Annotated in this window: 20 protein-coding genes; 15 read left to right on the top strand and 5 right to left on the bottom strand. The window is 70.1% G+C overall.

Going from position 1 to position 21,114, the window contains the following annotated elements:
- Positions 1-16 precede the first annotated feature (16 nt).
- From HSX43_RS03440 to HSX43_RS03425, 4 genes are all read left to right on the top strand, one after another.
- A complete protein-coding gene (locus tag HSX43_RS03440) occupies positions 17-505 on the top strand; it encodes a DUF6173 family protein (protein ID WP_179378674.1) in 489 nt (162 codons plus the stop codon).
- 64 nt (positions 506-569) lie between these two features.
- Positions 570-707 (top strand): aa3-type cytochrome c oxidase subunit IV, encoded by a 138-nt coding sequence (locus HSX43_RS03435; protein ID WP_179378673.1) that lies wholly within the window; start codon positions 570-572, stop codon positions 705-707.
- A gap of 2 nt (positions 708-709) precedes the next feature.
- Entirely contained in the window at positions 710-1,342 is a 633-nt protein-coding gene (locus tag HSX43_RS03430) for a hypothetical protein (protein ID WP_179378672.1), read from the top strand.
- 47 nt (positions 1,343-1,389) lie between these two features.
- Positions 1,390-2,787, top strand: coding sequence for an MFS transporter (locus HSX43_RS03425; protein ID WP_179378671.1), 1,398 nt, complete (start codon positions 1,390-1,392; stop codon positions 2,785-2,787).
- Positions 2,788-2,858: 71 nt separating this feature from the next.
- Here the strand turns inward: HSX43_RS03425 and rpsU are convergent, their stop codons facing one another.
- Positions 2,859-3,065 (bottom strand): 30S ribosomal protein S21, encoded by a 207-nt coding sequence (rpsU, locus tag HSX43_RS03420; protein WP_055082236.1) that lies wholly within the window; start codon positions 3,063-3,065, stop codon positions 2,859-2,861.
- Between the two features lie 119 nt (positions 3,066-3,184).
- On the opposite strand from rpsU, the gene HSX43_RS03415 reads away from it, so the two are divergent.
- The 4 genes from HSX43_RS03415 (at position 3,185) to HSX43_RS03400 (ending at position 6,856) form a co-directional block, all read left to right on the top strand.
- Positions 3,185-3,871 (top strand): COQ9 family protein, encoded by a 687-nt coding sequence (locus HSX43_RS03415; protein ID WP_179378670.1) that lies wholly within the window; start codon positions 3,185-3,187, stop codon positions 3,869-3,871.
- A gap of 38 nt (positions 3,872-3,909) precedes the next feature.
- The gene (bluB, locus tag HSX43_RS03410) at positions 3,910-4,578 is read left to right on the top strand and encodes a 5,6-dimethylbenzimidazole synthase (RefSeq protein ID WP_179378669.1); all 669 of its coding nucleotides are present in this window, start codon (positions 3,910-3,912) and stop codon (positions 4,576-4,578) included.
- Between the two features lie 73 nt (positions 4,579-4,651).
- Positions 4,652-5,638 (top strand): NAD(P)H-quinone oxidoreductase, encoded by a 987-nt coding sequence (locus tag HSX43_RS03405; protein WP_179378668.1) that lies wholly within the window; start codon positions 4,652-4,654, stop codon positions 5,636-5,638.
- 78 nt (positions 5,639-5,716) lie between these two features.
- Complete coding sequence (locus HSX43_RS03400; RefSeq protein ID WP_179378667.1) at positions 5,717-6,856, top strand: alpha-hydroxy acid oxidase; 1,140 nt, start codon at positions 5,717-5,719, stop codon at positions 6,854-6,856.
- A 4-nt stretch (positions 6,857-6,860) separates the two neighbouring features.
- Here the strand turns inward: HSX43_RS03400 and glpK are convergent, their stop codons facing one another.
- Both glpK and HSX43_RS03390 read right to left on the bottom strand, forming a co-directional pair.
- Entirely contained in the window at positions 6,861-8,333 is a 1,473-nt protein-coding gene (gene glpK, locus HSX43_RS03395; RefSeq protein ID WP_179378666.1) for a glycerol kinase GlpK, read from the bottom strand.
- A gap of 632 nt (positions 8,334-8,965) precedes the next feature.
- A complete protein-coding gene (locus HSX43_RS03390) occupies positions 8,966-9,610 on the bottom strand; it encodes an arylesterase (protein WP_179378665.1) in 645 nt (214 codons plus the stop codon).
- Positions 9,611-9,668: 58 nt separating this feature from the next.
- On the opposite strand from HSX43_RS03390, the gene HSX43_RS03385 reads away from it, so the two are divergent.
- Together HSX43_RS03385 and HSX43_RS03380 are read left to right on the top strand one after the other, a co-directional pair.
- Positions 9,669-10,400, top strand: coding sequence for an ABC transporter ATP-binding protein (locus HSX43_RS03385; protein WP_179378664.1), 732 nt, complete (start codon positions 9,669-9,671; stop codon positions 10,398-10,400).
- Complete coding sequence (locus tag HSX43_RS03380) at positions 10,397-12,919, top strand: ABC transporter permease (protein ID WP_179378663.1); 2,523 nt, start codon at positions 10,397-10,399, stop codon at positions 12,917-12,919. The genes HSX43_RS03385 and HSX43_RS03380 overlap by 4 nt, the downstream gene beginning before the upstream one ends.
- Before the next feature lie 114 nt (positions 12,920-13,033).
- Here the strand turns inward: HSX43_RS03380 and HSX43_RS03375 are convergent, their stop codons facing one another.
- On the bottom strand, positions 13,034-15,187 hold the full coding sequence (locus HSX43_RS03375; RefSeq protein ID WP_179378754.1) for an esterase-like activity of phytase family protein: 2,154 nt from the start codon (positions 15,185-15,187) through the stop codon (positions 13,034-13,036).
- A gap of 131 nt (positions 15,188-15,318) precedes the next feature.
- On the opposite strand from HSX43_RS03375, the gene HSX43_RS03370 reads away from it, so the two are divergent.
- The 5 genes from HSX43_RS03370 (at position 15,319) to HSX43_RS03350 (ending at position 20,711) form a co-directional block, all read left to right on the top strand.
- Positions 15,319-16,269 (top strand): ABC transporter permease, encoded by a 951-nt coding sequence (locus tag HSX43_RS03370; protein ID WP_179378662.1) that lies wholly within the window; start codon positions 15,319-15,321, stop codon positions 16,267-16,269.
- 8 nt (positions 16,270-16,277) lie between these two features.
- Positions 16,278-17,081: an ABC transporter permease gene (locus tag HSX43_RS03365; RefSeq protein ID WP_208454446.1), complete on the top strand. Its 804-nt coding sequence runs from the start codon at positions 16,278-16,280 to the stop codon at positions 17,079-17,081.
- Between the two features lie 41 nt (positions 17,082-17,122).
- Positions 17,123-18,655 (top strand): dipeptide ABC transporter ATP-binding protein, encoded by a 1,533-nt coding sequence (locus HSX43_RS03360; RefSeq protein ID WP_235962457.1) that lies wholly within the window; start codon positions 17,123-17,125, stop codon positions 18,653-18,655.
- Positions 18,656-18,751: 96 nt separating this feature from the next.
- Positions 18,752-20,188, top strand: coding sequence for an aldehyde dehydrogenase family protein (locus HSX43_RS03355; protein ID WP_179378659.1), 1,437 nt, complete (start codon positions 18,752-18,754; stop codon positions 20,186-20,188).
- Positions 20,181-20,711, top strand: coding sequence for a hypothetical protein (locus HSX43_RS03350; RefSeq protein WP_179378658.1), 531 nt, complete (start codon positions 20,181-20,183; stop codon positions 20,709-20,711). The genes HSX43_RS03355 and HSX43_RS03350 overlap by 8 nt, the downstream gene beginning before the upstream one ends.
- Here the strand turns inward: HSX43_RS03350 and HSX43_RS03345 are convergent.
- Positions 20,696-21,064 carry a SnoaL-like domain-containing protein gene (locus HSX43_RS03345; protein WP_179378657.1) on the bottom strand — a complete coding sequence of 123 codons (369 nt, stop codon included), beginning with the start codon at positions 21,062-21,064 and terminating at the stop codon, positions 20,696-20,698. The two genes, HSX43_RS03350 and HSX43_RS03345, sit on opposite strands and share 16 nt — an antisense overlap.
- Positions 21,065-21,114: the final 50 nt, after the last annotated feature.

The following is a 21,114-nucleotide window of genomic DNA, read 5'->3' as shown; positions in this document are numbered from 1 at the left end:
CCGGCAGAGTACGTCCATGAACAGCCAGCACACGACCGCCGAGGCGATGGAGTCGGCCGCCCTCGACCGTTGCGCCGACCTGCGCGCCGACGGGCGCGACCACGCCGTCCCGGTGCCGCCGAAAGTGGCCGCCCGGGCGGACAAGAGCCCGGCGGAATGGGCCTTTCAGCGCGTGATCCTGCACCTCAAGGCCTTCGAGGAGGCGCTGAGCGACGGCGAGGTCGCCGCGATGGCCTTCGCCGGCGGGCCGTCGGGCGTGCTGCGCATCCAGGGGGTCGGTTTCCATGCGCCGGATCTCGTCACCTTCTCGGGTGTGGACGACGACGGCCTTCCGGTGCAGGCCATACAGCATGTCAGCCAGCTCAACGTGCTGCTGCGCGCCGTGCCGAAGCCCGCGGACGACCCGACGCCCGAGCGGATCGGATTTCGCCTCGCCCGGGCGCTGGAGGAAACCGCCGAAGCGGCGGACACATTGGCGCAGCCCGATGCGCCCGCGACATCGTGACACCCGCCGGGACTTCCGCTAGAGGACGAGCCGAAAGCAATCGCGACGACCGAAGGACCGATAGATGACCGAGGAACACAAGCCGGGAAGCATGGACATCACCGAGCAGGAGAAGACGTTTGCCGGGTTCATGACCTTCACAAAATGGGCCGTGATCGTCATCATCGCGATCCTGATCTTCCTCGCCATCTTCCGGACCTGACCATGGCCCTTCGCGCGCTCGCCCTCGCGGCCCTGCTGCCGGTTCTGGCCGCCTGCGGGGCCGACAACGTCTACGCCCCGCTCGAGGAGGTGGAGCGTCGCGCCTATCGCGCCGAAGGGCCGACCACGCTCACGCTCTTCACGGCGATCAACAACCGCTCTGGCGCGGGCGGCCATTCGGCGCTCATGGTTTCGGGCAGCCAGCGGGTCATCTTCGACCCGGCGGGCACCTGGCACCATCCGACGGCCCCCGAGCGGGGTGACGTCATCTTCGGCATCACGCCCACGATGCTCGAGTTCTACGTCGACTACCACGCCCGCCCGACCTACCACATGGTCAGCCAGGAGATCACCGTCTCGCCCGAGGTGGCCGAGCGCGCGCTCCAGCTGGTGCAGGCGCATGGGCCGGCGAACAAGGCGACCTGCGGCCAGTCGGTCTCCGGCATCCTGCAGGAGCTCGGCTTCAACCAGGTCAACCGCCGCTGGTACCCGGATCGCCTGATGAACGACTTCGCGGCCGTGCCGGGCGTCCGCACGAGCAAGGTCTTCGACGACACGATCGACCCGCATTCGCCAGAACGGCCGACGGTCGCCCGGATCACCGACGACGGCTTCGAGACGACGACCGGCGGCTGAGCCACGGTATCGGTGACAGGGGGCGTCCGGCCTGACAGGATCGCCCCATGTCGAACGCCCTTCCCCTGCCCTGCGCCGATGCGAGCGGTGCCGCCCCCTGCGGGCACGATCCGCGCGGCACCCTGATCGCGACGACCATCGGATCGAGCCTCGCCTTCGTGCTGGGCTCGATCATCAACGTGGCGCTGCCGCAGATGCAGGCCGCCTTCGGGGCCGACGCCGCCGGGGTGCAGTGGATCGTCAATGCCTACCTGCTGCCGCTGGGGGCGCTCGTGCTGATGGGCGGCGCGCTCGGCGATCGCTACGGGCGCAAGCGTGTGTTCCAATCGGGCCTCGTGATCTTCGCCGGGTCCTGCGCGCTCGCCGCCGTGGCGTGGTCTCTGCCTGTCCTTCTGATCGCGCGTGCGCTCGAGGGGATCGGGGCCGCGCTGATCGCACCGACCTCGCTCGCGCTCCTGGCCGAGGCCTACGACAAGGAGGCCCGCGGACGGGCCATCGGAACCTGGGCCGGGGTCGGGGCCGCTGCCGGCGCCGTGGCCCCGGTCGCCGGCGGGCTGATCGTCGATCTTCTCGGCTGGCGGTGGTCCTTCGTCGCCGTCCTGCCCTTCGCCGCGGCGGCCTTCGCGATCGCCCAGCGGTCCGTGCGCGAAAGCCAGAGCGCCGCCGACGCGCGCAGCCCGCTCGACGCATCGGGTGCGGCGCTCGTGTCGCTCGGACTGCTGGCGCTCGTCTGGGCCCTCGTCGCCCTGCCGGAGCGGGGGGTGACGGCGGCAACCGCAACGGCGCTCGCCGGGGGCGTTGCCCTGCTCGCGCTCTTCACGTTGAACGCGCGGCGGAAGGGCGCGCGGGCCATGGTTCCGCTCGACCTCTTCTCCAGTGCCGCCTTCTCGGGCCTGTCGCTCTTCACGCTCTTTCTCTATGCCGCGCTCGGCGGGCTCATGCTCCTTCTGCCCTATGTCTTGATCGCGGATCAGGGGCATTCGGCGACGACGGTCGGCCTGATGATGCTCCCTCTGCCACTCCTGATCGCCGGGCTGTCGCGCTATTCGGGGGGCGACCTCGTCGACCGCTTCGGCACGCGCGCGCTCCTGACCGCCGGCGCGACGCTCGTGGCGCTCGGGTTCCTCTGGCTCACGCAGCTCCCGAAGGCCGAGATCCGATACGTGGAGAACGTCCTGCCGGCGCTCCTCCTGCTGGCTTTCGGTATGGCGCTTGCCGTCGCGCCCCTGACAAACGCCGTCCTGACGGCTGCGGGCGACGCGCGCTCGGGTGTGGCATCCGGGGTCAACAACGCGATCAGCCGGATCGGCGGGCTCGTGGCGACGGCCCTTCTCGGCCTCGTCCTCGGTGGCGATCTCATAGCGGGCCTTGCATTGGCGGCCTGGGCCGGCGCGGCCCTCGCGGCCCTGTCCGCCGGCCTCGCCTGGACAACCGTCCGCGCCTGACACCTGACAGAAGAAACCCCCGGCGACCGTCCGGCCCCGGGGGTTCCAATTCTTCGGCGTTGCGCCGGGGCTTACATCATCCCCTCGCGCTGCGCCTTCTTGCGTGCGAGCTTGCGGGCACGGCGGACGGCCTCGGCCTTCTGGCGCGCCTTCTTCTCGGAGGGCTTCTCGAAATGCTGCTTCAGCTTCATCTCGCGGAAGACACCCTCGCGCTGCAACTTCTTCTTCAGAGCCCGGAGGGCCTGATCGACGTTGTTGTCACGAACGCTAACCTGCATGTGGTTTTCACCACCTTTCTAAGTTTGAAGTCTACGGATAAGTCCGTGCAGGAAGTGGCCGTATAAGCCCGCGGCCCTAACTTGTCCAGCATCCGCAGTGCCCACGACCGGAGGCCCCGATGACCGACCTGAAAGAGCGCCTGCTCGATGCCGCCCTGCCCCACGTCGCCTTCGACGGCTGGTCCGAGGCGACCTTCCGCGCCGCGATCGAGGATGCCGAGGTCACGCCCGCGCAGGGCCGGGCCGCCTGCCCGCGCGGCGCGCTGGACCTCGCCCTCGCCTTCCACGACCGCGGCGACGCCGAGATGGCGGCCACGCTGCGCGCGCAGGACCTGTCGGAGATGCGCTTCCGCGACCGCGTGGCCCACGCCATCCGCACCCGCATCGAGATCGCCGATCGCCACCGGGAGGCCGTGCGCCGCGGCATGACGCTGTTCGCCTTGCCGATGCATGCGCCCGACGGGCTGCGCGCGCTTTGGGCCACGTCCGAAACGATCTGGACGGTCCTCGGCGATACCTCCGACGACGTGAACTGGTACACCAAGCGCGGCACGCTCTCGGGCGTCTACTCCTCCACCGTCCTCTACTGGCTTGGGGACGAATCGGACGGCTACCGCGACACGTGGGAGTTCCTCGACCGGCGGATCGACGACGTCATGCAGATCGAGAAGGTGAAGGGTCACGTCCGCAAGTCGCCGATCCTCTCGCGCCTGATGGCCGGGCCGAACCTGATCCTCGACCGGATCAAGGCCCCGACGCGCGGCCCCCGCTCGGACCTGCCGGGGCACTGGCGCACGCCGGAATAGCCGTTGCGGGCGGAGGCCGCGCCGCCTACCCCTACGCCATGAGCGACACCCTCACCCCCGCCGGCCCCTTCTCGGAGGCCGAGCGCGCCGCCGTCTACCGAGCGATCGAGACGCGCCGCGATGTGCGCAGCCAGTTCCTGCCCCGGCCCCTCGACGACGCGACGCTGCGCCGGCTCCTGATGGCCGCGCACCACGCCCCCTCGGTCGGCCTGATGCAGCCCTGGAACTTCGTCGTCGTGCGCGACGGCACCGTCAAATCCCGCGTCGCCGCCGCCTTCACCCGCGCCAACGAGGAGGCCGCGGCGATGTTCCCCGAGGAAAAGCGCGCGCTCTATTCCGCGCTCAAGCTCCAGGGGATCGAGGACGCCCCGGTGAACCTCCTCGTGACCTGCGACCGCACGCGCGGCGGGAAGGTCGGTCTCGGCCGGACCCACGCGCCCGACATGGACCTGCATTCGACGGTCTGCGCGGTGCAGAACCTCTGGCTCGCCGCACGGGCCGAAGGCGTGGGCGTCGGCTGGGTCTCGATCGTGACCGACGCCGACCTGCGCGCGATCTTCGGGCTCCCGGGTCATGTCGTCCCCGTCGCCTACCTCTGCCTCGGTCACGTGGCGGAGTTGCACAGCGAACCCGAGTTGCAGGCGAAGGGCTGGGCCAAGCGTCTGCCTCTCGACGATCTGATCTTCGAAGACCGCTGGGGCGGCTGACGCAACGTCTGTAGGGGATGGATGCCCCCGCAGTCGCCTGCTAGCCATCCCGCAGACAACGCAGGAGAGACCGATGCCCCTTCCCGAGACGATGCGCGCGATCGAGATCTCCGCACCCGGCGGCCCGGATGTCCTGCGCGAGGTCACGCGCCCGGTGCCCACGCCCGGTCCGGGCGAGATCCTGATCGCGATCGACCATGCGGGGGTGAACCGGCCCGACGCCCTGCAACGCGCGGGGGCCTACGACCCACCGAAGGGTGCCTCCGACCTGCCGGGTCTCGAATGCGCGGGCATCGTCGCGGCGACGGGGCCGGGCGTCACGCGCTGGCACGCGGGTGACCGGGTCTGCGCGCTCCTGCCCGGGGGCGGCTACGCCGAGTATGCCACGACACCCGCCGACCATGCCCTGCGCCTGCCCGAGGGCCTTTCGATGGCAGAGGCCGCCGCCCTCCCCGAGACCTACTTCACGGTCTGGACGAACGTCTTCGAGCGCGGCGGTCTCAAGGGCGGCGAGCGCTTCCTCGTCCACGGCGGCACGTCCGGCATCGGCACGACCGCGATCCAGCTGGCGCGCAGCTTCGGGGCCCGCGTCTTCGCCACCGCCGGCAGCGCCGAGAAGGTCGCCGTCTGCGCGGAGCTCGGGGCGGAGGCGCTCAACTACCGCGACACCGACTGGGTCGCCGCCCTGCGGACGGCCGGCGGCGCGGACCTCATCCTCGACATGGTCGGTGGCGACTACATCAGGCAGAACCTGCGCGCGCTCGCCGACGACGGCCGTCTCGTCCAGATCGCCTTCCTGCAGGGCCCGAAGGCCGAGGTGAACTTCGCCCAGATCATGGTGCGGCGCCTCACGGTGACGGGCTCCACACTCCGCCCGCAATCCGACCTCGCCAAGGCCCGGATCGCCGAGGCCCTGCGAACCCAGGTCTGGCCCCTCCTCGACGCGGGCAGCATCGCCCCGGTCATGGATCAGGTGTTCGACCTCTCGGAAGCCGCCGCCGCGCACGCCCGCATGGAGGCCGGCGACCACATCGGCAAGATCGTCCTGAAGGTCCGCTGATCCCCGATCTTCCTGCCGCAAATACTCCGCGGGTCCGGGGGCTGGCCCCCGGCGGGCCTGTCATGCAACCCTCCGGTCATGGATCTCGACATCACCCATCCCGCGCTCTCGGACCTGCGCGCCCGGGCGCGGCGACGGATGCCGCATTTCGCCTTCGAGTATCTCGACAGCGGGACGGGGCGCGAGCGGGGACTCGCGCAGAACCGCGCCGCGCTCGATGCCGTCCGCTTCCGCCCCGCGATCCTGACGGGCGAACTTGCCCCCGACCTCTCCCGCAGCACCCTCGGTCACACGCACCCGGCCCCCTTCGGCATCGCGCCCATCGGCATGGCCGGCGTCCTCTGGCCCGATGCGGAGCGCCTCATGGCCGAGGCCGCCGCGCGCCTGCGCCTGCCCTATGGCCAGAGCACCGTTGCCGCGGCGACGCCCGAAGACACCGGGCCGATCGTCGGCGACCTGGGCTGGTTTCAGCATTACCCCGTCAACGATGCGGAGATCCGCCGCGACATGCTCGCCCGGATCAAGGCGTCGGGCTGGCGCGTGCTGACCGTCACCGTCGATGTCCCGGGCGAAAGCCGGCGGGAGCGGCAGCGGCGGGCCCATGTCTCCATGCCGCCCGTGATGACGCCCCGCATCCTCGCCTCGATCGCCGCCTCGCCCGCTTGGGCGCTCGGTATGGCACGCAGGGGGATGCCGCAGATGGCCTTCCCGGCCAGCTATACCAAGGGCGTGACCGGCCCCGATGCCTTCACCCACGCCGGGCGCGTCATCCGCGCCTTCCCCGACTGGACCTACATCGAGGCGCTCCGCAGCGAGTGGACCGGCCAGCTCGTCGTCAAGGGCGTGCAGGAGCCGGAGGATGCCGCGCGGCTCGTCGACATGGGCGTCGACGCGATCTGGGTCTCAAATCATGCGGGCCGTCAGTTCGAGGGCGGTCCGGCCGCGCTCGACGCGCTGCCGCAAGTGGCCGCGCGGGTCGGGGGCAGTGTGCCCGTCTACTATTGCTCGGGCCTCGAAGGCGGGCTCGACATCCTGCGCGCGCTCGCCCTCGGGGCGGAGTTCGTCTTCCTCGGCAAGGCCTGGTACTTCGCCCTCGCCGCCTTCGGGGCGCGGGGGATCGACCACCTGCACGACATCCTGACGGCCGACATGGTGGCGAACATGACGCAGATCGGCGCGGCGACGCTCGACGACCTGCCGGGCCGCCTCTTGCGCTGACGGCTCAGCGCGTCAGCGTTCGGCCCACCGCGTCCCGCCAGCCCGCGTAGCGCGCGTCGCGCTCCTCGCTCGCCATCTTCGGCTCGAACCGCCGTTCCAGCGCCCACATCTTCGCGAATCCGTCCTGGTCGGGGTAGACGCCCGCTTGCATCCCGGCGAGCCACGCGGCCCCGAGCGCCGTCGTCTCCAGCACCTCCGGCCGGTCGACCGGCGCGCCGAGCACGTCCGAGAGGAACTGCATCGCCCAGTCCGAGGCGCTCATCCCGCCGTCGACCCGCAGGACGGTCTCGCCCAGGTCGCCCACGTCGGCCTTCATCGCCTCCAGCAGGTCGCGCGTCTGGTAGCCCACCGACTCGAGCGCAGCGCGCGCGAATTCCGCCGGCCCCGAGCCGCGCGTCAGCCCGTAGATCGCCCCCCGCGCCTCCGGGTCCCAGTGCGGCGCGCCAAGACCGGTGAAGGCCGGCACGAGGTAGAGCCGCTGCTGCGGGTCGGCCTTTTCGGCAAGCGGCTGCGTGTCCGACGCCTTGCCGATGATGCCGAGTCCGTCCCGCAGCCACTGCACGACCGCCCCGGCGATGAAGATCGACCCTTCGAGCGCGTAGGTCGGCTTGCCGTCGAGCTGATAGGCGATCGTGCCGAGCAGGCGATGGGTCGAGGCGACGGGCGTGTCGCCCGTGTTCAGGAGTGCGAAACAACCGGTGCCATAGGTCGATTTCAGCATCCCCTTGCCGAAGCACGCCTGCCCGACGGTCGCGGCCTGCTGATCGCCCGCGACGCCCAGGATCGGGGTCTCGCCGCCCAGGAGGTCGGTCGTGCCGAAGTCGGCGGCGCAGTCGAGCACCTCGGGCAGCATTTCCATCGGTACGTCGAGGAGCGTGCAGACCTCGACGTCCCACTGCCCCTCGTGAATGTTGTAGAGCATCGTGCGCGCCGCGTTCGTCGCGTCAGTTACATGGCGCGTGCCGCCCGTCATCTTCCAGATGAGGTAGCTGTCGACCGTCCCGAAGAGGAGCCTGCCGGCCTCCGCCTTCGCGCGCGCACCCTCTACGTTCTCGAGGATCCAGCGCAGCTTTGTGCCCGAGAAGTACGGATCCATGAGGAGGCCCGTGCGCTCGGTCACCATCGGCTCGTGGTCCTTCATCTCGCGGCAGAAGGCGGCGGTGCGCCGGTCCTGCCACACGATCGCGCGATGCACGGGCTCCCCGGTCTCGCGGTCCCAGACGAGCGTGGTCTCGCGCTGGTTGGTGATCCCGATGGCCGCCACGTCCCGCGCCGAGAGGCCCGCGGTCTCCATCACCGCCCGGCAGGTCTCCTCGACGGTCCGCCACAGGTCCTCCGGGGCGTGCTCGACCCAGCCGCTGTCGGGGTAGTGCTGGGTGAACTCCTGCTGTTCGGTGGCGACGATCTTCAGATCCCGGTCGAAGAGGATCGCCCGGCTCGACGTCGTGCCCTGGTCGATGGCGAGAATATGGGTCATGTGGCTCCTCCCTTTCGTCGCGCCCGTTCTGCCCGCCAGGACCTGTCGGGGCAAGCACGTCATGTTCGGATGAGTTCGCTTCGGTTCGTTCAGGCGAGCAGGCCGTGCGGTGATCGTCAATTACTGACCACCCGCACCCCATCCGAGTATTTGGAAAGCGGAGAGGGGCGATTTGTTTCAAATCGTCCGGGGTTTTCACGCCGGCGGGAGAATGTGGGCACCGTCTGTGAGGGCGGTGCGGGGTGGCGGGCCAACTGTGCATGAACGCACTTATTTCGCGTGATCCTCACGCGTCCGTTCATTGAAGGTGATGAACCCCGCCCGTAAATCTCCCTCATCAGCAAGGCATACCGCCCCGCGCACCCCAACCGGACCCGCCGCAACCACAGGGTCCACCGCTTCAAAAGGACCAAGACAATGAAAACCCTCATCGCTTCCGCCCTCCTCGCCACCGCCGCCCTCGCCGCCCCGGGCGCGCCCAGCGTCGGCGGCGACATCTTCGACCGCATCCGCGCCGAGAGCGCCGAAGGCGAGTAAGGCCGGATCCGGCGCGTCCGGCGGACGTCTCTCCCCCTTGCCCCCGGGCCGCGCCGTCGCACCGCCCCCGCTTCCAGAGCGGGGGCGGTTGCTGTTCAGGGGGTCGCGCGTTCGGCAAGTTCCACCACGCGCGGGCCGAACGCCTCCACGATGACGCCGACGCCATCGGCGTTCGGGTGGATCCCGTCGTCCTGCATGAAACGGGCGCGCGCCGTCGCCATGTCGGCATCGGCGACAAGGGGGCCGAGGAAGTTCGGCTCCATCAGCGCCGCGTACTCCTCGGCGAGGTCGGCGTACATGCCGTTGAAGTCGGATTGATAGTCCGGTCCGTAGTTGCCCGGGGCCTCGAGCCCGATCAGCAGCACCGGCAGCCCCCGCGCCTCCGCCGCCTCCGTCAGGATCGCGTCGAGGTTCGCGCGGCTCGCCGACACCGGCAGGCCGCGCAGCAGGTCGTTGCCGCCGAGCGCCACGATCATCGCATCCGTCTCCTCGGTCATGGACCAGTCGAGCCGCGCGAGCCCGCCCGCCGTCGTGTCGCCCGAGACACCGGCGTTCACGATCTCGGCATCGACACCCTCGGCATCGAGCCAGGCCTGCAATTGCGGCACGAAGCCTTGCCCCTCGGGCAGACCGTACCCGGCCGTCAGACTGTCGCCCAGGGCCACGATCTGCACCGTCTCGGCCTGCGCCGCACTGCCCAAAAAGAGAGCAACAAGGGAAAAGTGAACCGTCTTGTTCATCCGTGCGAATACCCCATATCCATTGCCAACGCCCCGCCCCACCCGAAGGAGAGCCCCCATGGTCCTGTCACTGCGCGATGTCGAGCTGTCGCTGCAAGGCAATGCGGGAATGGTCGACATCCTGCACGGCATCTCGCTGGAGGTGGCCGAGGGGGATACGCTGGGGCTCGTGGGGCCGTCGGGCAGTGGCAAGTCGTCTCTCCTGATGCTGATGGGCGGGCTGGAACGCGCCACCGGCGGCGAGGTCAGGGCGCTCGGCCATGACCTGACCGCGATGGACGAGGACCAGCTGGCCCGCTTTCGCCGCTCTCATATGGGCGTGGTGTTCCAGTCCTTCCACCTGATCCCGACGATGACCGCGCTCGAGAACGTCGCCACGCCGCTCGAACTGGCCGGTGCATCGGACGCGTTCGACCGCGCCGCGGCCGAACTCGAGGCCGTGGGCCTCGGCCATCGCACCGACCATTATCCGGCCCAGATGTCGGGCGGCGAGCAGCAGCGCGTCGCCCTTGCCCGCGCCGCGGCCCCCCGGCCCGACATCCTGCTGGCGGACGAGCCCACCGGCAACCTCGACCAGACGACGGGCGAGGCGATCATGGATCTCCTCTTCGACCTGCGCGACCGGCACGGCTCGACCCTCGTGATGGTGACGCATTCGCCCGACCTCGCCGCGCGCTGCGACCGGACGATCCGCCTCGTCGATGGCCGCCTCGATGCCGAGACACGCAATCGCCCCGACCTGCGCGTGACCGACGCGGCGGCCACCGGCTACGCGAAGGCCGGCGAATGAGCTGGCTCGCCCAGGCCTGGACGATCGCCCGGCGCGAGCTGCGCGGCGGGCTCGCGGGCTTTCGCATCTTCCTCGCCTGCCTTGCGCTCGGTGTCGCGGCCATCGCCGCCGTGGGCTCAGTCCGCGTGTCGATCACCGAGGGGCTGGCGCGCGAGGGCGGTGTCATCCTCGGAGGCGACGCCGAGGTCGAATTCAACTACCGCCGCGCCACCGAGGAGGAGCAGGCGCTTCTGGAAACCTATGGCACGGTCTCGGAGATCATCGACTTCCGCTCGATGGCCGCCACCGGCACCGGGTCGGAGGCCGACCGCGCGCTGACGCAGGTGAAGGCGGTGGACGACCTCTACCCGCTCGTCGGCGCGGTCGAACTTTCGCCCGACATACCGCTCTCCGAGGCGCTGGCGGACGGCGGTCTCGTCGCGCATCCCGTGCTCGTCGACCGGCTCGGCCTGGAGATCGGCGACGAGATCTACCTCGGCACCAAGGCGCTCACCCTGCGCGCCACGCTCACGCGGGAGCCGGATGCCGGCGGCGCGGGCTTTGGCCTCGGGCCGCGCACGCTCGTCCTGACCGAGGCCCTGGAAGGGTCGGGCCTCGTGTCGGAGGGCAGCCTCTTCGAGTCGAAGTACCGCATCGATATGGACGACGCGACCGACGACGCCCTCGACGCCGCGCGTGCCGAAGTCCGCACCGCGACCGCCGACGAGGGTGCGCGCTGGCGCGACCGGCGCAACGCCGCGCCGCAGGTCGAGCGCTTCGTCGACCGCATCGGCAGCTTCCTCGTGCTCGTGGGCCTCGCCGGGCTGGCGGTGGGCGGCGTCGGCGTTTCGGCGGCGGTGCGCAGCTATCTCGACCGCAAGACCGGAGTGATCGCCACGCTCAAGACGCTCGGGGCGGAAGGCCGTGTGATCTTCGCGGCCTACATGATGCAGATCGGCGTCCTTGCCGCGCTCGGCATCGTTCTTGGCCTTGCGCTCGGCACGCTCATCCCGATCGCCGTCGGCCCGGTGATCCAGGCGCAACTGCCGGTGCCGGTGGCGCTCGGCGTGCACCCCGGCCCACTCCTCGAAGCCGCGCTCTACGGGGCGCTGACGGCGCTCATCTTCACGCTTTGGCCGCTCGCCCGGACGGAGCAGGTGCGCGCCGCGAGCCTCTTCCGCGACGCGACCGGCAACGCGCGCATCTGGCCGCGCCGACGCTACATCGCGGCCCTCGTGGCGGCGGCCGTGGCGCTCGTGCTGTCCTCCGCGCTGCTCTCGGGCATCCCGCAACTGGCACTCGCCTCGGCGGGGGGCATCGCCGGCGCGCTCGGGCTCCTGATCCTCGCGGCCTGGGGGGTACGCGCCCTCTCCCGCCGCCTCGCCTCGACCCGCGCGGTACGCGGCTGGCCTGCCCTTCGCCTCGCGCTCGGCTCCGTCGGCGGCCCGGGGGGCGAGGCAACGGCGGTGGTCCTCTCGCTCGGTCTGGGGCTCACGGTTCTGGCCGCGGTGGGTCAGATCGACGCCAACATGCGCGCGGCCATCGACCGCGACCTGCCCGAGGTCGCGCCGTCCTATTTCTTCGTCGACATCCAGCCGAACCAGCTCGAGGGCTTCCTCGACCGGGTGGAGAACGACCCCGCCGTCAGCCGCGTCGACACCGCGCCGATGCTGGGCGGCGTCGTGCGCTCCATCGCGGGCACGCCCGCCTCGGAATTCGACCATTGGGTCACGCGCGGGGATCGCCGCATCAGCTTCGCCGACACGCCGGGCGACGGCACGCGCGTGGTCTCGGGCGAGTTCTGGCCCGAGGACTACGACGGCCCGCCCCAGATCAGCTTCGCGCGCGAGGAGGCGGAGGAACTCGGCGTCGAGCTGGGTGACGAGGTGACGCTCAACGTCCTCGGCCGCGACATCACCGGCACGGTGACGAACTTCCGGGAGGTCGATTTCTCCTCCGGTGGCATCGGTTTCGTCATCGTCTTCAACACCGCTGCGCTCGCCGGAGCCCCGCACACCTGGCTCTCGACCGTCTATGCCGAGGAAGCGGCGGAAGCGCAGATCCTGCGCGACGTGGCGGGCGACGCGCCCAACATCACCGCGATCCGGGTGCGCGACGCCATCGCGCTCGTCACCGAGGCCCTCGGCGCGCTGGCCGCGGCGACGAGCTGGGGTGCCGGCGCGACGCTGCTGACGGGGTTCATCGTCCTCATCGGCGCGGCAGCGGCGGGTGAGCGGGGCCGCACCTTCGAGGCGTCGGTCCTGAAGACCCTCGGCGCGACCCGCGCGACGATCCTGACGAGCTTCGCCCTGCGCTCCGCCCTCCTCGGGGCGGCGGCAGGCGTCGTGGCCATCGCGGCGGGCGCACTAGCCGGCTGGGGCATCCTGACCTTCGTGATGGAAGCGCCCTACAGTTTCGAATGGCGCTCGGCGACGGCCATCGTCGCGGGCGGCGCGCTCGCAACCCTGCTCGCCGGCCTGGCCTTTGCGTGGCGGCCGCTGGCGGCGCGGCCGGCGGGGGTGCTGCGCGCGCAGGACTGAGGGGCCAAAGCGCCCTGCGCGATACAAGCGCGGCCTCAAATGACGAAGATCAACGAAAAGACCCCGGCGTGGGGAAACGCCGGGGCCGATCTTCAGTGCAATGGCTTGAAGAAATCAGTTCAGGTCGACCTCGAAGAACAACGTCTCGCCCGAGTGGTCATCGACCCCGTCGTTGTCGGTTGAGACGAAGGCACGCCCATCGCCCGTCACCGCAAAACCCTCGACCTTGTCTAGTACGAAGCCGCCCGTCGCGCGCAGGTCGGGCAGCAGGTCGCGCACGACCTCCTTCTCCACGACCGGCAGGTCGCCACCCAGCGGTGCCGGTGCGAGGCCGTCGAGCGCCACGCGGGTCAACTGCTTGACGCGGGCGGCCTCGCCGATCTGGTTGTCCCGTTCCACGATCCAGAGGAAACCGTCGTGCGCAGTGATCTCCGACAGGCCGACCCAGCCGCTCTCGGCCGGCTCCAGCGGATAACGGACAGCGGCCCAGTCCTCGCTTTCGAGGTCGTAGCGCAGGAGCTTCACGTGGCCCTCGGGGTCATCGCCCCACTCCCGTTGCAGCGCGATCCAGAGCGCGCCGTCCACGCGTGTCACGCCTTCCATGCCGAAGCGGCGTTCGTGGGCCAGCAACTCAGCCGGCAGCGCGACCTCGTCCACGATCTCTCCGGTCGCATCGACGCGGATCAGCGCATGGGGGATCAACCGCTCCGTGCGCCCCTCCGAGGCAAGCCAGAAGCCACCCGCGCCATCCGTCGTGATGCCCTCAAGGTCGAGCTTCTGCGCCGGGCGGCCCGCCCGAGTCACGTCCACCGCGTCGACGATCCGCGCCGGCGTCGCCGAGACGTCGATGGTGAAGATGCGCGGCTGGTATCCGTAGAAGCTGTCCGACACGGCCCGGATGACGTCGCCGTCCCCCACCATACCCGAAATCGCGCCCCAGCCGATCAGGTCGTCCGCGCCGGCAGAGGTCAGATGCGGATAGACGGCGTCGCCCGACTGCCACTCGTAGATCATCACATGCGCCCGCGCGCCGCCATCCTCGATCAGGTCGCCCTCGTTCGCCGTCACGAGAAGGCCGCGCTCCGCCAGCACCGCGTAGCCCTCGGGTCCGACCCCCGACGGCAGAAGCTGGGTCAACGTCGGGGCAGCGGGATCGCTCACGTCGTAGACGCCGACCACGCTCGCCCGCTCGGCACCGACGAAGACCATCGGCATGCCCGCCACCTCGGCGAAGGCCACGCTTTCGGGCTCCACCCCCTTCGCGTCCGACCGCTTGTCGGGGTAGTGGCCGATCTCGACGATGGCCTGCTCGAAGCTGGTCCCCGCGTCCCAGACGACCTCTCCGTCCTTCGACCAGATCGTCCAGCCGCGGGAGCCGCCCTCGTAGTCGCCCTCGTTCGCGGTCGCGAAGTGATCGCCGTCGATCCAGGCAACGGCGTCGGGTTCGCGCAGGCGGCCCGGCTGGCTCTCGTCGAAAATGAGCGCGCCGCGCTCGTCCGTGGCGTCGATGCCGTCGAGATCGACACTGCCCGCGCTGAAGTGCGACAGCACCTCGCCCGACTGCGAGAGCACGACCAGATGATTGTTCTCCTGCAGGGTCACGATGGTTTCGCCCGCGGCGTTGATCGCCACGAACTCGGGCTCCGGGTCCGAGGGCGCGACCTCCGCAAGCCCCGTCAGGTCGGCAACGCGGCGCGTGTCGCAGAGCGGCAGCCCGCTTTCGTCGAGGTCGAACATCGTGACGTTGCCCGCCGGCATCTGTGGCAGGACACCGTCGTTCAGGTCCTCGTCCCGCTCGTTCTCGATGGCCACAGCCACGAAGGCGGCATCCGGGGCGATGGCAACGGCATCAGGTTGCCCACCGAGATCGCAGGCAGCGACCTCGGCCCGGTCCGCGATGTCGATGGCGACGAGTTTGCCCGAAGGATCGGTGAAACTCTCGGAGGTGTTCACCCCGGTCAGCGCGTGACCGCCCGCGACGGCGACGCTCGTGGGCTCCCCGTCGAGCCTCATTACCCCGGCCGCAGCGGGCGCGGCGGGGTCGGTCAGGTCGATGAAGCCGAGCGCGCCCAGCGGGCTGTCGGTGTAGACGAGCATCATGCCGTCGCCCGTCGCCGCGACGATCTCGGGCGCGGTCTCGGTTTCGGGGCCTGTGCCCTCGGGCAGGTTCGCCGTGACCGGAAAACTGGCGATGCGATTGAAGGCGTCGGCCCCGGCGGCGCTGGCGAGCGCGATCAGGCTTGCGGAGAGAAGAAACGGACGGGTCATGACGAAATTCCGGAAACTGTGGTCGTCGCCCAGAAGCCCCCCCTGCGTCACCGCCCGGTGACAGCCGCATGACAGTTCCATGACGGCCTTTGCCCTTCCCCCGCCCTGCCACGGCGTCTAGCCTCCGGCCCATGGCCCGCGCACTCCTGACCCGGCTGATCTCGCTCGCGCTGTCGCTCGTGGTGGCGAGCGTCGTCATCTTCGTGATGTTGCAGGCGGTGCCCGGCGACCCGGCGGCCTTCATGCTGGGCCTGAACGCGCAGCCCGACACGATCGCCGCTTTGCGCGCCGAGCTCGGGCTCCAGGGCGGGTTTGTGCAACGCTATATCGCCTGGGCCGGCGGGATGCTGACCGGTGACTTCGGCACCTCCTATACCTATCGCGTGCCGGTCGCCGACCTCGTGGCCGACCGCATCGGGGTGAGCGCGCCGCTCGCGCTCTACGCGCTGCTCCTGACGGTGCTGATCGCGCTGCCCGCCGGGTTGCTGGCGGCGACGCGGCGGGGGCAGGCGTCGGATTGGGGCGTGATGGGGGCCACGCAGCTGGGCATCGCGGTGCCGAACTTCTGGTTCGCCATGCTGCTCGTGTTCCTCTTCGCGGTGAAGCTCCGCTGGGTCTCGGCGGGCGGGTTCCCCGGCTGGTCCGACCCGGGGGCCGCGCTCCTCGCGCTCACCCTGCCCGCCGTCGCGCTTGCCTTGCCGCAGGCGTCGATCCTCGCCCGCGTATTGCGCGGGGCGCTCATCGACACGCTCGATCAGGACTATATCCGCACCGCCCGCGCCAAGGGGCTTTCCCGTCGGGCAACGACGATCCGCCACGCCCTGCGCAACGCCGCGATCCCGGTGCTGACGATCCTGGGGCTGCAATTCTCCTTCCTGCTCGCGGGCGCGATCATCATCGAGAACGTCTTCTTCCTGCCGGGCCTCGGGCGGCTCATCTTCCAGGGCATCACCCAACGCGACCTGATCGTCGTGCAATCGGTGACGATGCTCCTCGTCTTCGCCGTCATCGCCGTCACCTTTGCGGTGGAGCTGGCCTACACGCTCGCCGACCCCCGCTTGCGCCGGAGGGCCGCGCGGTGAGGGGCGCGATGCTCATCGGCACGGTACTGACCGCGCTCTTTGCCGGGGCGGCGGCGCTCAGCCTCTTCTGGCTGCCCCACGACATCGCCGCGCTCGACATCTCGCAGCGCAGCCTCGGGCCCTCGCTCACACATCCCCTCGGTACCGATCACTTCGGCCGCGACATGCTCTCGATGCTCATGGCCGGGGCGCGCACGTCGATCGCCGTGGCGCTTGTCGCCGTGGGCATCGGCGTCGGCCTCGGCGTCCCCCTCGGTCTCTGGGCGGCGGCAACGCGCGGCTCCTGGCTGGACGAGGTCATCATGCGCGGCAACGATCTCATCTTCGCCTTTCCCTCGCTCGTTATCGCCATCCTCATCACCGCTGTCTTCGGCCCCTCCGCCCTCAATGCAATTCTAGCCATCGGCATCTTCAACATCCCCGTTTTCGCCCGCGTGGCGCGCGGCGGGGCACTGCCGCTCTGGACGCTCGACTACGTCATGGCGGCGCGGGTCGCGGGGAAAGGCCGCCTGCTGATCTCGGCGCAGCATATCCTGCCGAATGTCGCGAACCTGCTGATCGTGCAGGCGACGATCCAGTTCTCGCTCGGCATCCTGGCGGAGGCCGCGCTCTCCTACGTCGGCCTCGGCGCGCAGCCTCCGACGGCAAGCTGGGGCCGGATGCTCGCCGATGCGCAGACGATGATCTATACCGAGCCGCAGCTGGCCGTCCTGCCCGGCCTCGCCATCGTACTAATGGTCCTCGGGCTCAACCTTCTAGGCGACGGGCTGCGCGATGCGCTCGATCCTAGACTGCGCCGGGTGCGGATGTGACAGCCGGGATGGAAGGGCCGCCGGGCAAGACGCTTCTCCGAATGGCCTCCCTCTCGCTTGCGATCCACGGCACGCCGATCCTGAGCGACGTCTCCCTGACCCTCGAAGAAGGCCGGATCACCGGCCTCGTCGGCGAATCCGGCTCCGGCAAGTCCATGACCGCCCTCGCTCTGATCGGCCTCCTGCCGAAGGGCAGCGCCACGACGGGCGCGATCCATATGGACGACACAGACCTCACACAGCTGGCCGAACGGCAATGGCTCGGCATCCGGGGCAACGACATCGGCATGATCTTCCAGGAGCCGATGACCGCGCTCAACCCTGTGCAGACCATCGGCGCGCAGGTTTCCGAGACGCTGCGCCTGCGCGGCACATCCCGGGCCGAAGCCCTGCGGATCGCGCGCGAGAAGCTCGATCGCGTGGGCCTCGGGCCGATCCCGCTCGACCGTTACCCGCACGAACTGTCGGGCGGGCAGCGGCAGCGCGTGTGCATCGCGCTCGCCATCGCGCGCCGTCCCCGCCTGCTGATCGCGGACGAGCCGACGACCGCCCTCGACGTCACCACGCAAGCCCAGATCCTCGACCTGCTGCGCGATCTGGTGCGTGACGAGGGCATGGCGCTCCTGCTCATCACCCACGACCTCGGCGTGGTTGCGGGTCTCGCCGACGAGGTTGCCGTGATGAAGGACGGGGCAATCGTCGAGGCCGACACGACCGAAGCCCTCTTCCGCACCCGCGCGCATCCCTACACCCGCGACCTTCTTGCCGCCGCGCAGCCGAAGCCCCGCCCGGCCCGAACCGTCGAACCCGCGCCGGTCCTCACCGCCGACACCGTCACCCGCCGCTACGGCGCACTCACCGCCGTCGATGGCGTCTCTCTCACGCTCCACAGGGGCGAGTGTCTCGGCCTTGTGGGCGAGTCGGGCTGTGGCAAGTCCACCCTGACCCGCGCGCTACTCGGTCTGGAGCCGGTGCAGGAGGGCAGCATCGCGCTCCTCGACCGCCCCGTCGGCCCGGCGATGACGCGCGCCGACCGCGCACGCATCTCCGTCGTCTTCCAGGATCCTTACGGCAGCTTCGACCCGCGCTGGACGGTGCGGCGGCTCGTGCAGGAACCGTTCCATCTCACCGGAAAGCCCGCCGACGCCGAGGCGCGCGCAATCACGGCGCTCGAACAGGTGGGGCTCTCCGCCGGCGACCTCGACAAATATCCGCACGAGTTCTCCGGCGGGCAACGGCAGCGCATCGCCATCGCCCGTGCGCTCATCACTGCACCGGAGGTGCTGGTGCTGGACGAAGCCGTCAGCGCGCTCGACGTCCGCGTGCGCGCGCAGGTACTGGCACTGCTAAACGACCTGCGGGTGCGTCTCGGCCTCGCCTATCTCTTCATCACACACGACCTCACCGTGGTGCGCGCCGTGGCCGACCGCGTTCTGGTGATGCAGACCGGCCGGATCGCGGAGGAAGGCCCGACCGCGGACATCTTCGAGAGGCCGGCCCACGACTACACCCGCGCGCTGCTGGCGGCCGCGCCGACGATCCCGGCGAAGTGGCTGCGCGGCGACCAACACTGATGCTGGGCCCGAACGCGCATCCGGCCTCGCCCCCTTGATTCCGGTCGCTCAAACCGGGAGCGTGCGATCGTGCACGAGACGACGCCCGGAGCCCCCATGACCGACGCCCTCTGGTTCGACCCCGCCGAAATGCTCATCGGGGGACGCTGGCTGCGCGCCTCCGACACACTCCCGCTGGGCAATCCGTCCGACGGAACGACGCTCGCCGAGATCCCGCGCGGCCAGTCCCGCGACATCGACGCCGCCGTGGCCGCCGCGGATCAGGCGCTCCGGGGCGAATGGGGTCGGATGACCGCGCTCGAGCGCGGCCGCGTCCTCGCCCGCATCGGACAGGCCGTGCTGGACCGGGTCGAGGAGCTTGCCACGCTCGAAGCCCTCGACGTCGGCAAGCCGCTCAAGCAGGCGCGGGCCGATGCCGTGGCGCTGGCGCGCTACTGCGAATTCTACGCCGGGGCCGCCGACAAGCTGCATGGGGAGACGATCCCCTATCTCGACGGCTACACCGTCCTCACCCTGCGGCAGCCCCATGGCGTCACCGGCCATATTGTGCCCTGGAACTACCCGATGCAGATCATCGGTCGCTCCGTCGGCGCGGCGCTTGCGATGGGCAACGCCTGCGTCCTGAAGCCCGCGGAGGAAGCCTGCCTGACCGCGCTCGCCTTCGCGCGCATAGCCCGGGACGCAGGCCTGCCCGACGGCGCGCTCAACGTGGTGCCGGGGATCGGGGCCGAGGCCGGCGCGGCGCTGACGGCACATCCGGGCGTCCACCACATCAGCTTCACCGGGTCGGTCCGCACGGGCCAGCTTGTGCAGGAGGCCGCCGCCCGCAACGTCATCCCCGTGACGCTGGAGCTTGGCGGCAAATCCCCCCAGATCGTCTTCGAGGACGCCGATCTCGACGCCGCCCTGCCGTTTCTCGTGAACGCGGGCATCCAGAACGCGGGGCAGACCTGCTCCGCGGCCTCCCGCATCCTCGTCCATCGTTCGCTGCACGACGACGTGGTCGCGCGGATGGCCGCGCGCTATCACGCGCTCCGCGTCGGTCCGGCGCTCGACGACCTCGACGTCGGGCCGCTCATCTCCGCGCGGCAAAGGGAACTCGTCGAGGGTTTCCTCGCCAAGGCGGAAGACCTGACCGTGGCCGCGCAGGGTCAGGTCGTTGGAGACGGCGGCCACTACGTCGCCCCGACCCTCCTGACCGGCGCGACGCCCGATCACCCGCTGGCCCAGGCCGAGATCTTCGGCCCCGTGCAGGTCGTCCTCCCCTTCGAGACCGAGGCGGAAGCCATCGCCATCGCCAACGGCACCGACTACGGCCTCGTCGCAGGCGTCTGGACCCGCGACGGCGCGCGACAGATGCGCATGGCCCGCGACCTCAAGGCAGGGCAGGTCTTCGTCAACAACTACGGCGCGGGCGGGGGCGTGGAGCTGCCCTTCGGCGGCGTGGGGAAATCGGGGCATGGGCGCGAAAAGGGGTTCGAGGCCCTCTACGGGTTCAGCCAGTTGAAGACCGTCGCGGTCCACCATGGCTGAGGGCGGCCTGCCGAAACGCCTGTCGTTTCCCCTGCTCCTCGTCTTCGCATGCCTGGCGGCGGCGGTCTATGGCGCCATCAACGACCAGATCAGCTACACCGTCTCGCCCGACTACTACCACGCCTTCAAGTTCCGGCAGTTCGCCATCCCCGAAACGATGCCGCCCCGCTTCGGCGCGGCCCTCGTCGGGGTGCTGGCGAGCTGGTGGATGGGGCTCGTGATCGGCCTGCCCGTCCTCGGGACCGGATTGATCCTCCTGCGCGACCGCCGCGCCTATCTCCGCAGCGGGCTGCGCGCCATCCTCGTCGTCCTCGCCGCGACCTTCGCCGCCGCGCTCGCGGGCCTGCTCGTCGAGACGCTCTTCCCCTCGCCCCCGGACCGCTGGTGGCGGCCCGAGGGTGTCGATGCGGTCGCCTTCAACCGCGCCGGTGCGATGCACAACGCGGCCTATCTGGGCGGCCTCATCGGCCTTCCGATCGCGCTCATCCTCATGTGGCAGGCACGGGGTCAGCCAAGCGGGTAGAAGAATTCCTCCCGCACGATCTTGCCGTCCTTCACGGTGTAGACGCCGATGTCGCGCATCTTCTCGATCTCGCCCGTCTCGCGCTTCCTCATATCCATGTCGAAGATCACGGCGAAGCGGTCGTCGCCATGGGGCATCGGGTCGGAGGCGTCGCCGGAGACCTGTTCGTACATGCTCTCGAACCACGCGTGCTTGCCGCGAATGCCCTCGATCCCCTTCGTCTCGCGCCCGTTTCCCATGTCGGCCGCTTCGACGCTCACCGCGTCCTCGGCATAGAGCTTCTCGAGGTTCTCGGCCTCCCGCCCCTCGCGGCAGCCCTTCACAAGTTCATTCGCCACTTCCTCGAACGTCACGACTCGGCCCTCCTCTGATTGACGCCACCAGCATAGCACATCGGAACCGC

This window comes from Jannaschia marina (assembly GCF_013404595.1).
GTDB classification, from domain to species: domain Bacteria; phylum Pseudomonadota; class Alphaproteobacteria; order Rhodobacterales; family Rhodobacteraceae; genus Jannaschia; species Jannaschia marina.
This window is presented reverse-complemented; position numbering and strand designations above follow the sequence as displayed.

Excerpts from the sequence above, each read along its gene's own strand:
- HSX43_RS03440 (WP_179378674.1), top strand. The coding sequence starts at position 17 with ATGAACAGCCAGCACACGACCGCCGAGGCGATGGAGTCGGCCGCCCTC.
- HSX43_RS03435 (WP_179378673.1), top strand. The coding sequence starts at position 570 with ATGACCGAGGAACACAAGCCGGGAAGCATGGACATCACCGAGCAGGAG.
- HSX43_RS03430 (WP_179378672.1), top strand. The coding sequence starts at position 710 with ATGGCCCTTCGCGCGCTCGCCCTCGCGGCCCTGCTGCCGGTTCTGGCC.
- HSX43_RS03425 (WP_179378671.1), top strand. The coding sequence starts at position 1,390 with ATGTCGAACGCCCTTCCCCTGCCCTGCGCCGATGCGAGCGGTGCCGCC.
- rpsU (WP_055082236.1), bottom strand. The coding sequence starts at position 3,065 with ATGCAGGTTAGCGTTCGTGACAACAACGTCGATCAGGCCCTCCGGGCT.
- HSX43_RS03415 (WP_179378670.1), top strand. The coding sequence starts at position 3,185 with ATGACCGACCTGAAAGAGCGCCTGCTCGATGCCGCCCTGCCCCACGTC.
- bluB (WP_179378669.1), top strand. The coding sequence starts at position 3,910 with ATGAGCGACACCCTCACCCCCGCCGGCCCCTTCTCGGAGGCCGAGCGC.
- HSX43_RS03405 (WP_179378668.1), top strand. The coding sequence starts at position 4,652 with ATGCCCCTTCCCGAGACGATGCGCGCGATCGAGATCTCCGCACCCGGC.
- HSX43_RS03400 (WP_179378667.1), top strand. The coding sequence starts at position 5,717 with ATGGATCTCGACATCACCCATCCCGCGCTCTCGGACCTGCGCGCCCGG.
- glpK (WP_179378666.1), bottom strand. The coding sequence starts at position 8,333 with ATGACCCATATTCTCGCCATCGACCAGGGCACGACGTCGAGCCGGGCG.
- HSX43_RS03390 (WP_179378665.1), bottom strand. The coding sequence starts at position 9,610 with ATGAACAAGACGGTTCACTTTTCCCTTGTTGCTCTCTTTTTGGGCAGT.
- HSX43_RS03385 (WP_179378664.1), top strand. The coding sequence starts at position 9,669 with ATGGTCCTGTCACTGCGCGATGTCGAGCTGTCGCTGCAAGGCAATGCG.
- HSX43_RS03380 (WP_179378663.1), top strand. The coding sequence starts at position 10,397 with ATGAGCTGGCTCGCCCAGGCCTGGACGATCGCCCGGCGCGAGCTGCGC.
- HSX43_RS03375 (WP_179378754.1), bottom strand. The coding sequence starts at position 15,187 with ATGACCCGTCCGTTTCTTCTCTCCGCAAGCCTGATCGCGCTCGCCAGC.
- HSX43_RS03370 (WP_179378662.1), top strand. The coding sequence starts at position 15,319 with ATGGCCCGCGCACTCCTGACCCGGCTGATCTCGCTCGCGCTGTCGCTC.
- HSX43_RS03365 (WP_208454446.1), top strand. The coding sequence starts at position 16,278 with ATGCTCATCGGCACGGTACTGACCGCGCTCTTTGCCGGGGCGGCGGCG.
- HSX43_RS03360 (WP_235962457.1), top strand. The coding sequence starts at position 17,123 with ATGGCCTCCCTCTCGCTTGCGATCCACGGCACGCCGATCCTGAGCGAC.
- HSX43_RS03355 (WP_179378659.1), top strand. The coding sequence starts at position 18,752 with ATGACCGACGCCCTCTGGTTCGACCCCGCCGAAATGCTCATCGGGGGA.
- HSX43_RS03350 (WP_179378658.1), top strand. The coding sequence starts at position 20,181 with ATGGCTGAGGGCGGCCTGCCGAAACGCCTGTCGTTTCCCCTGCTCCTC.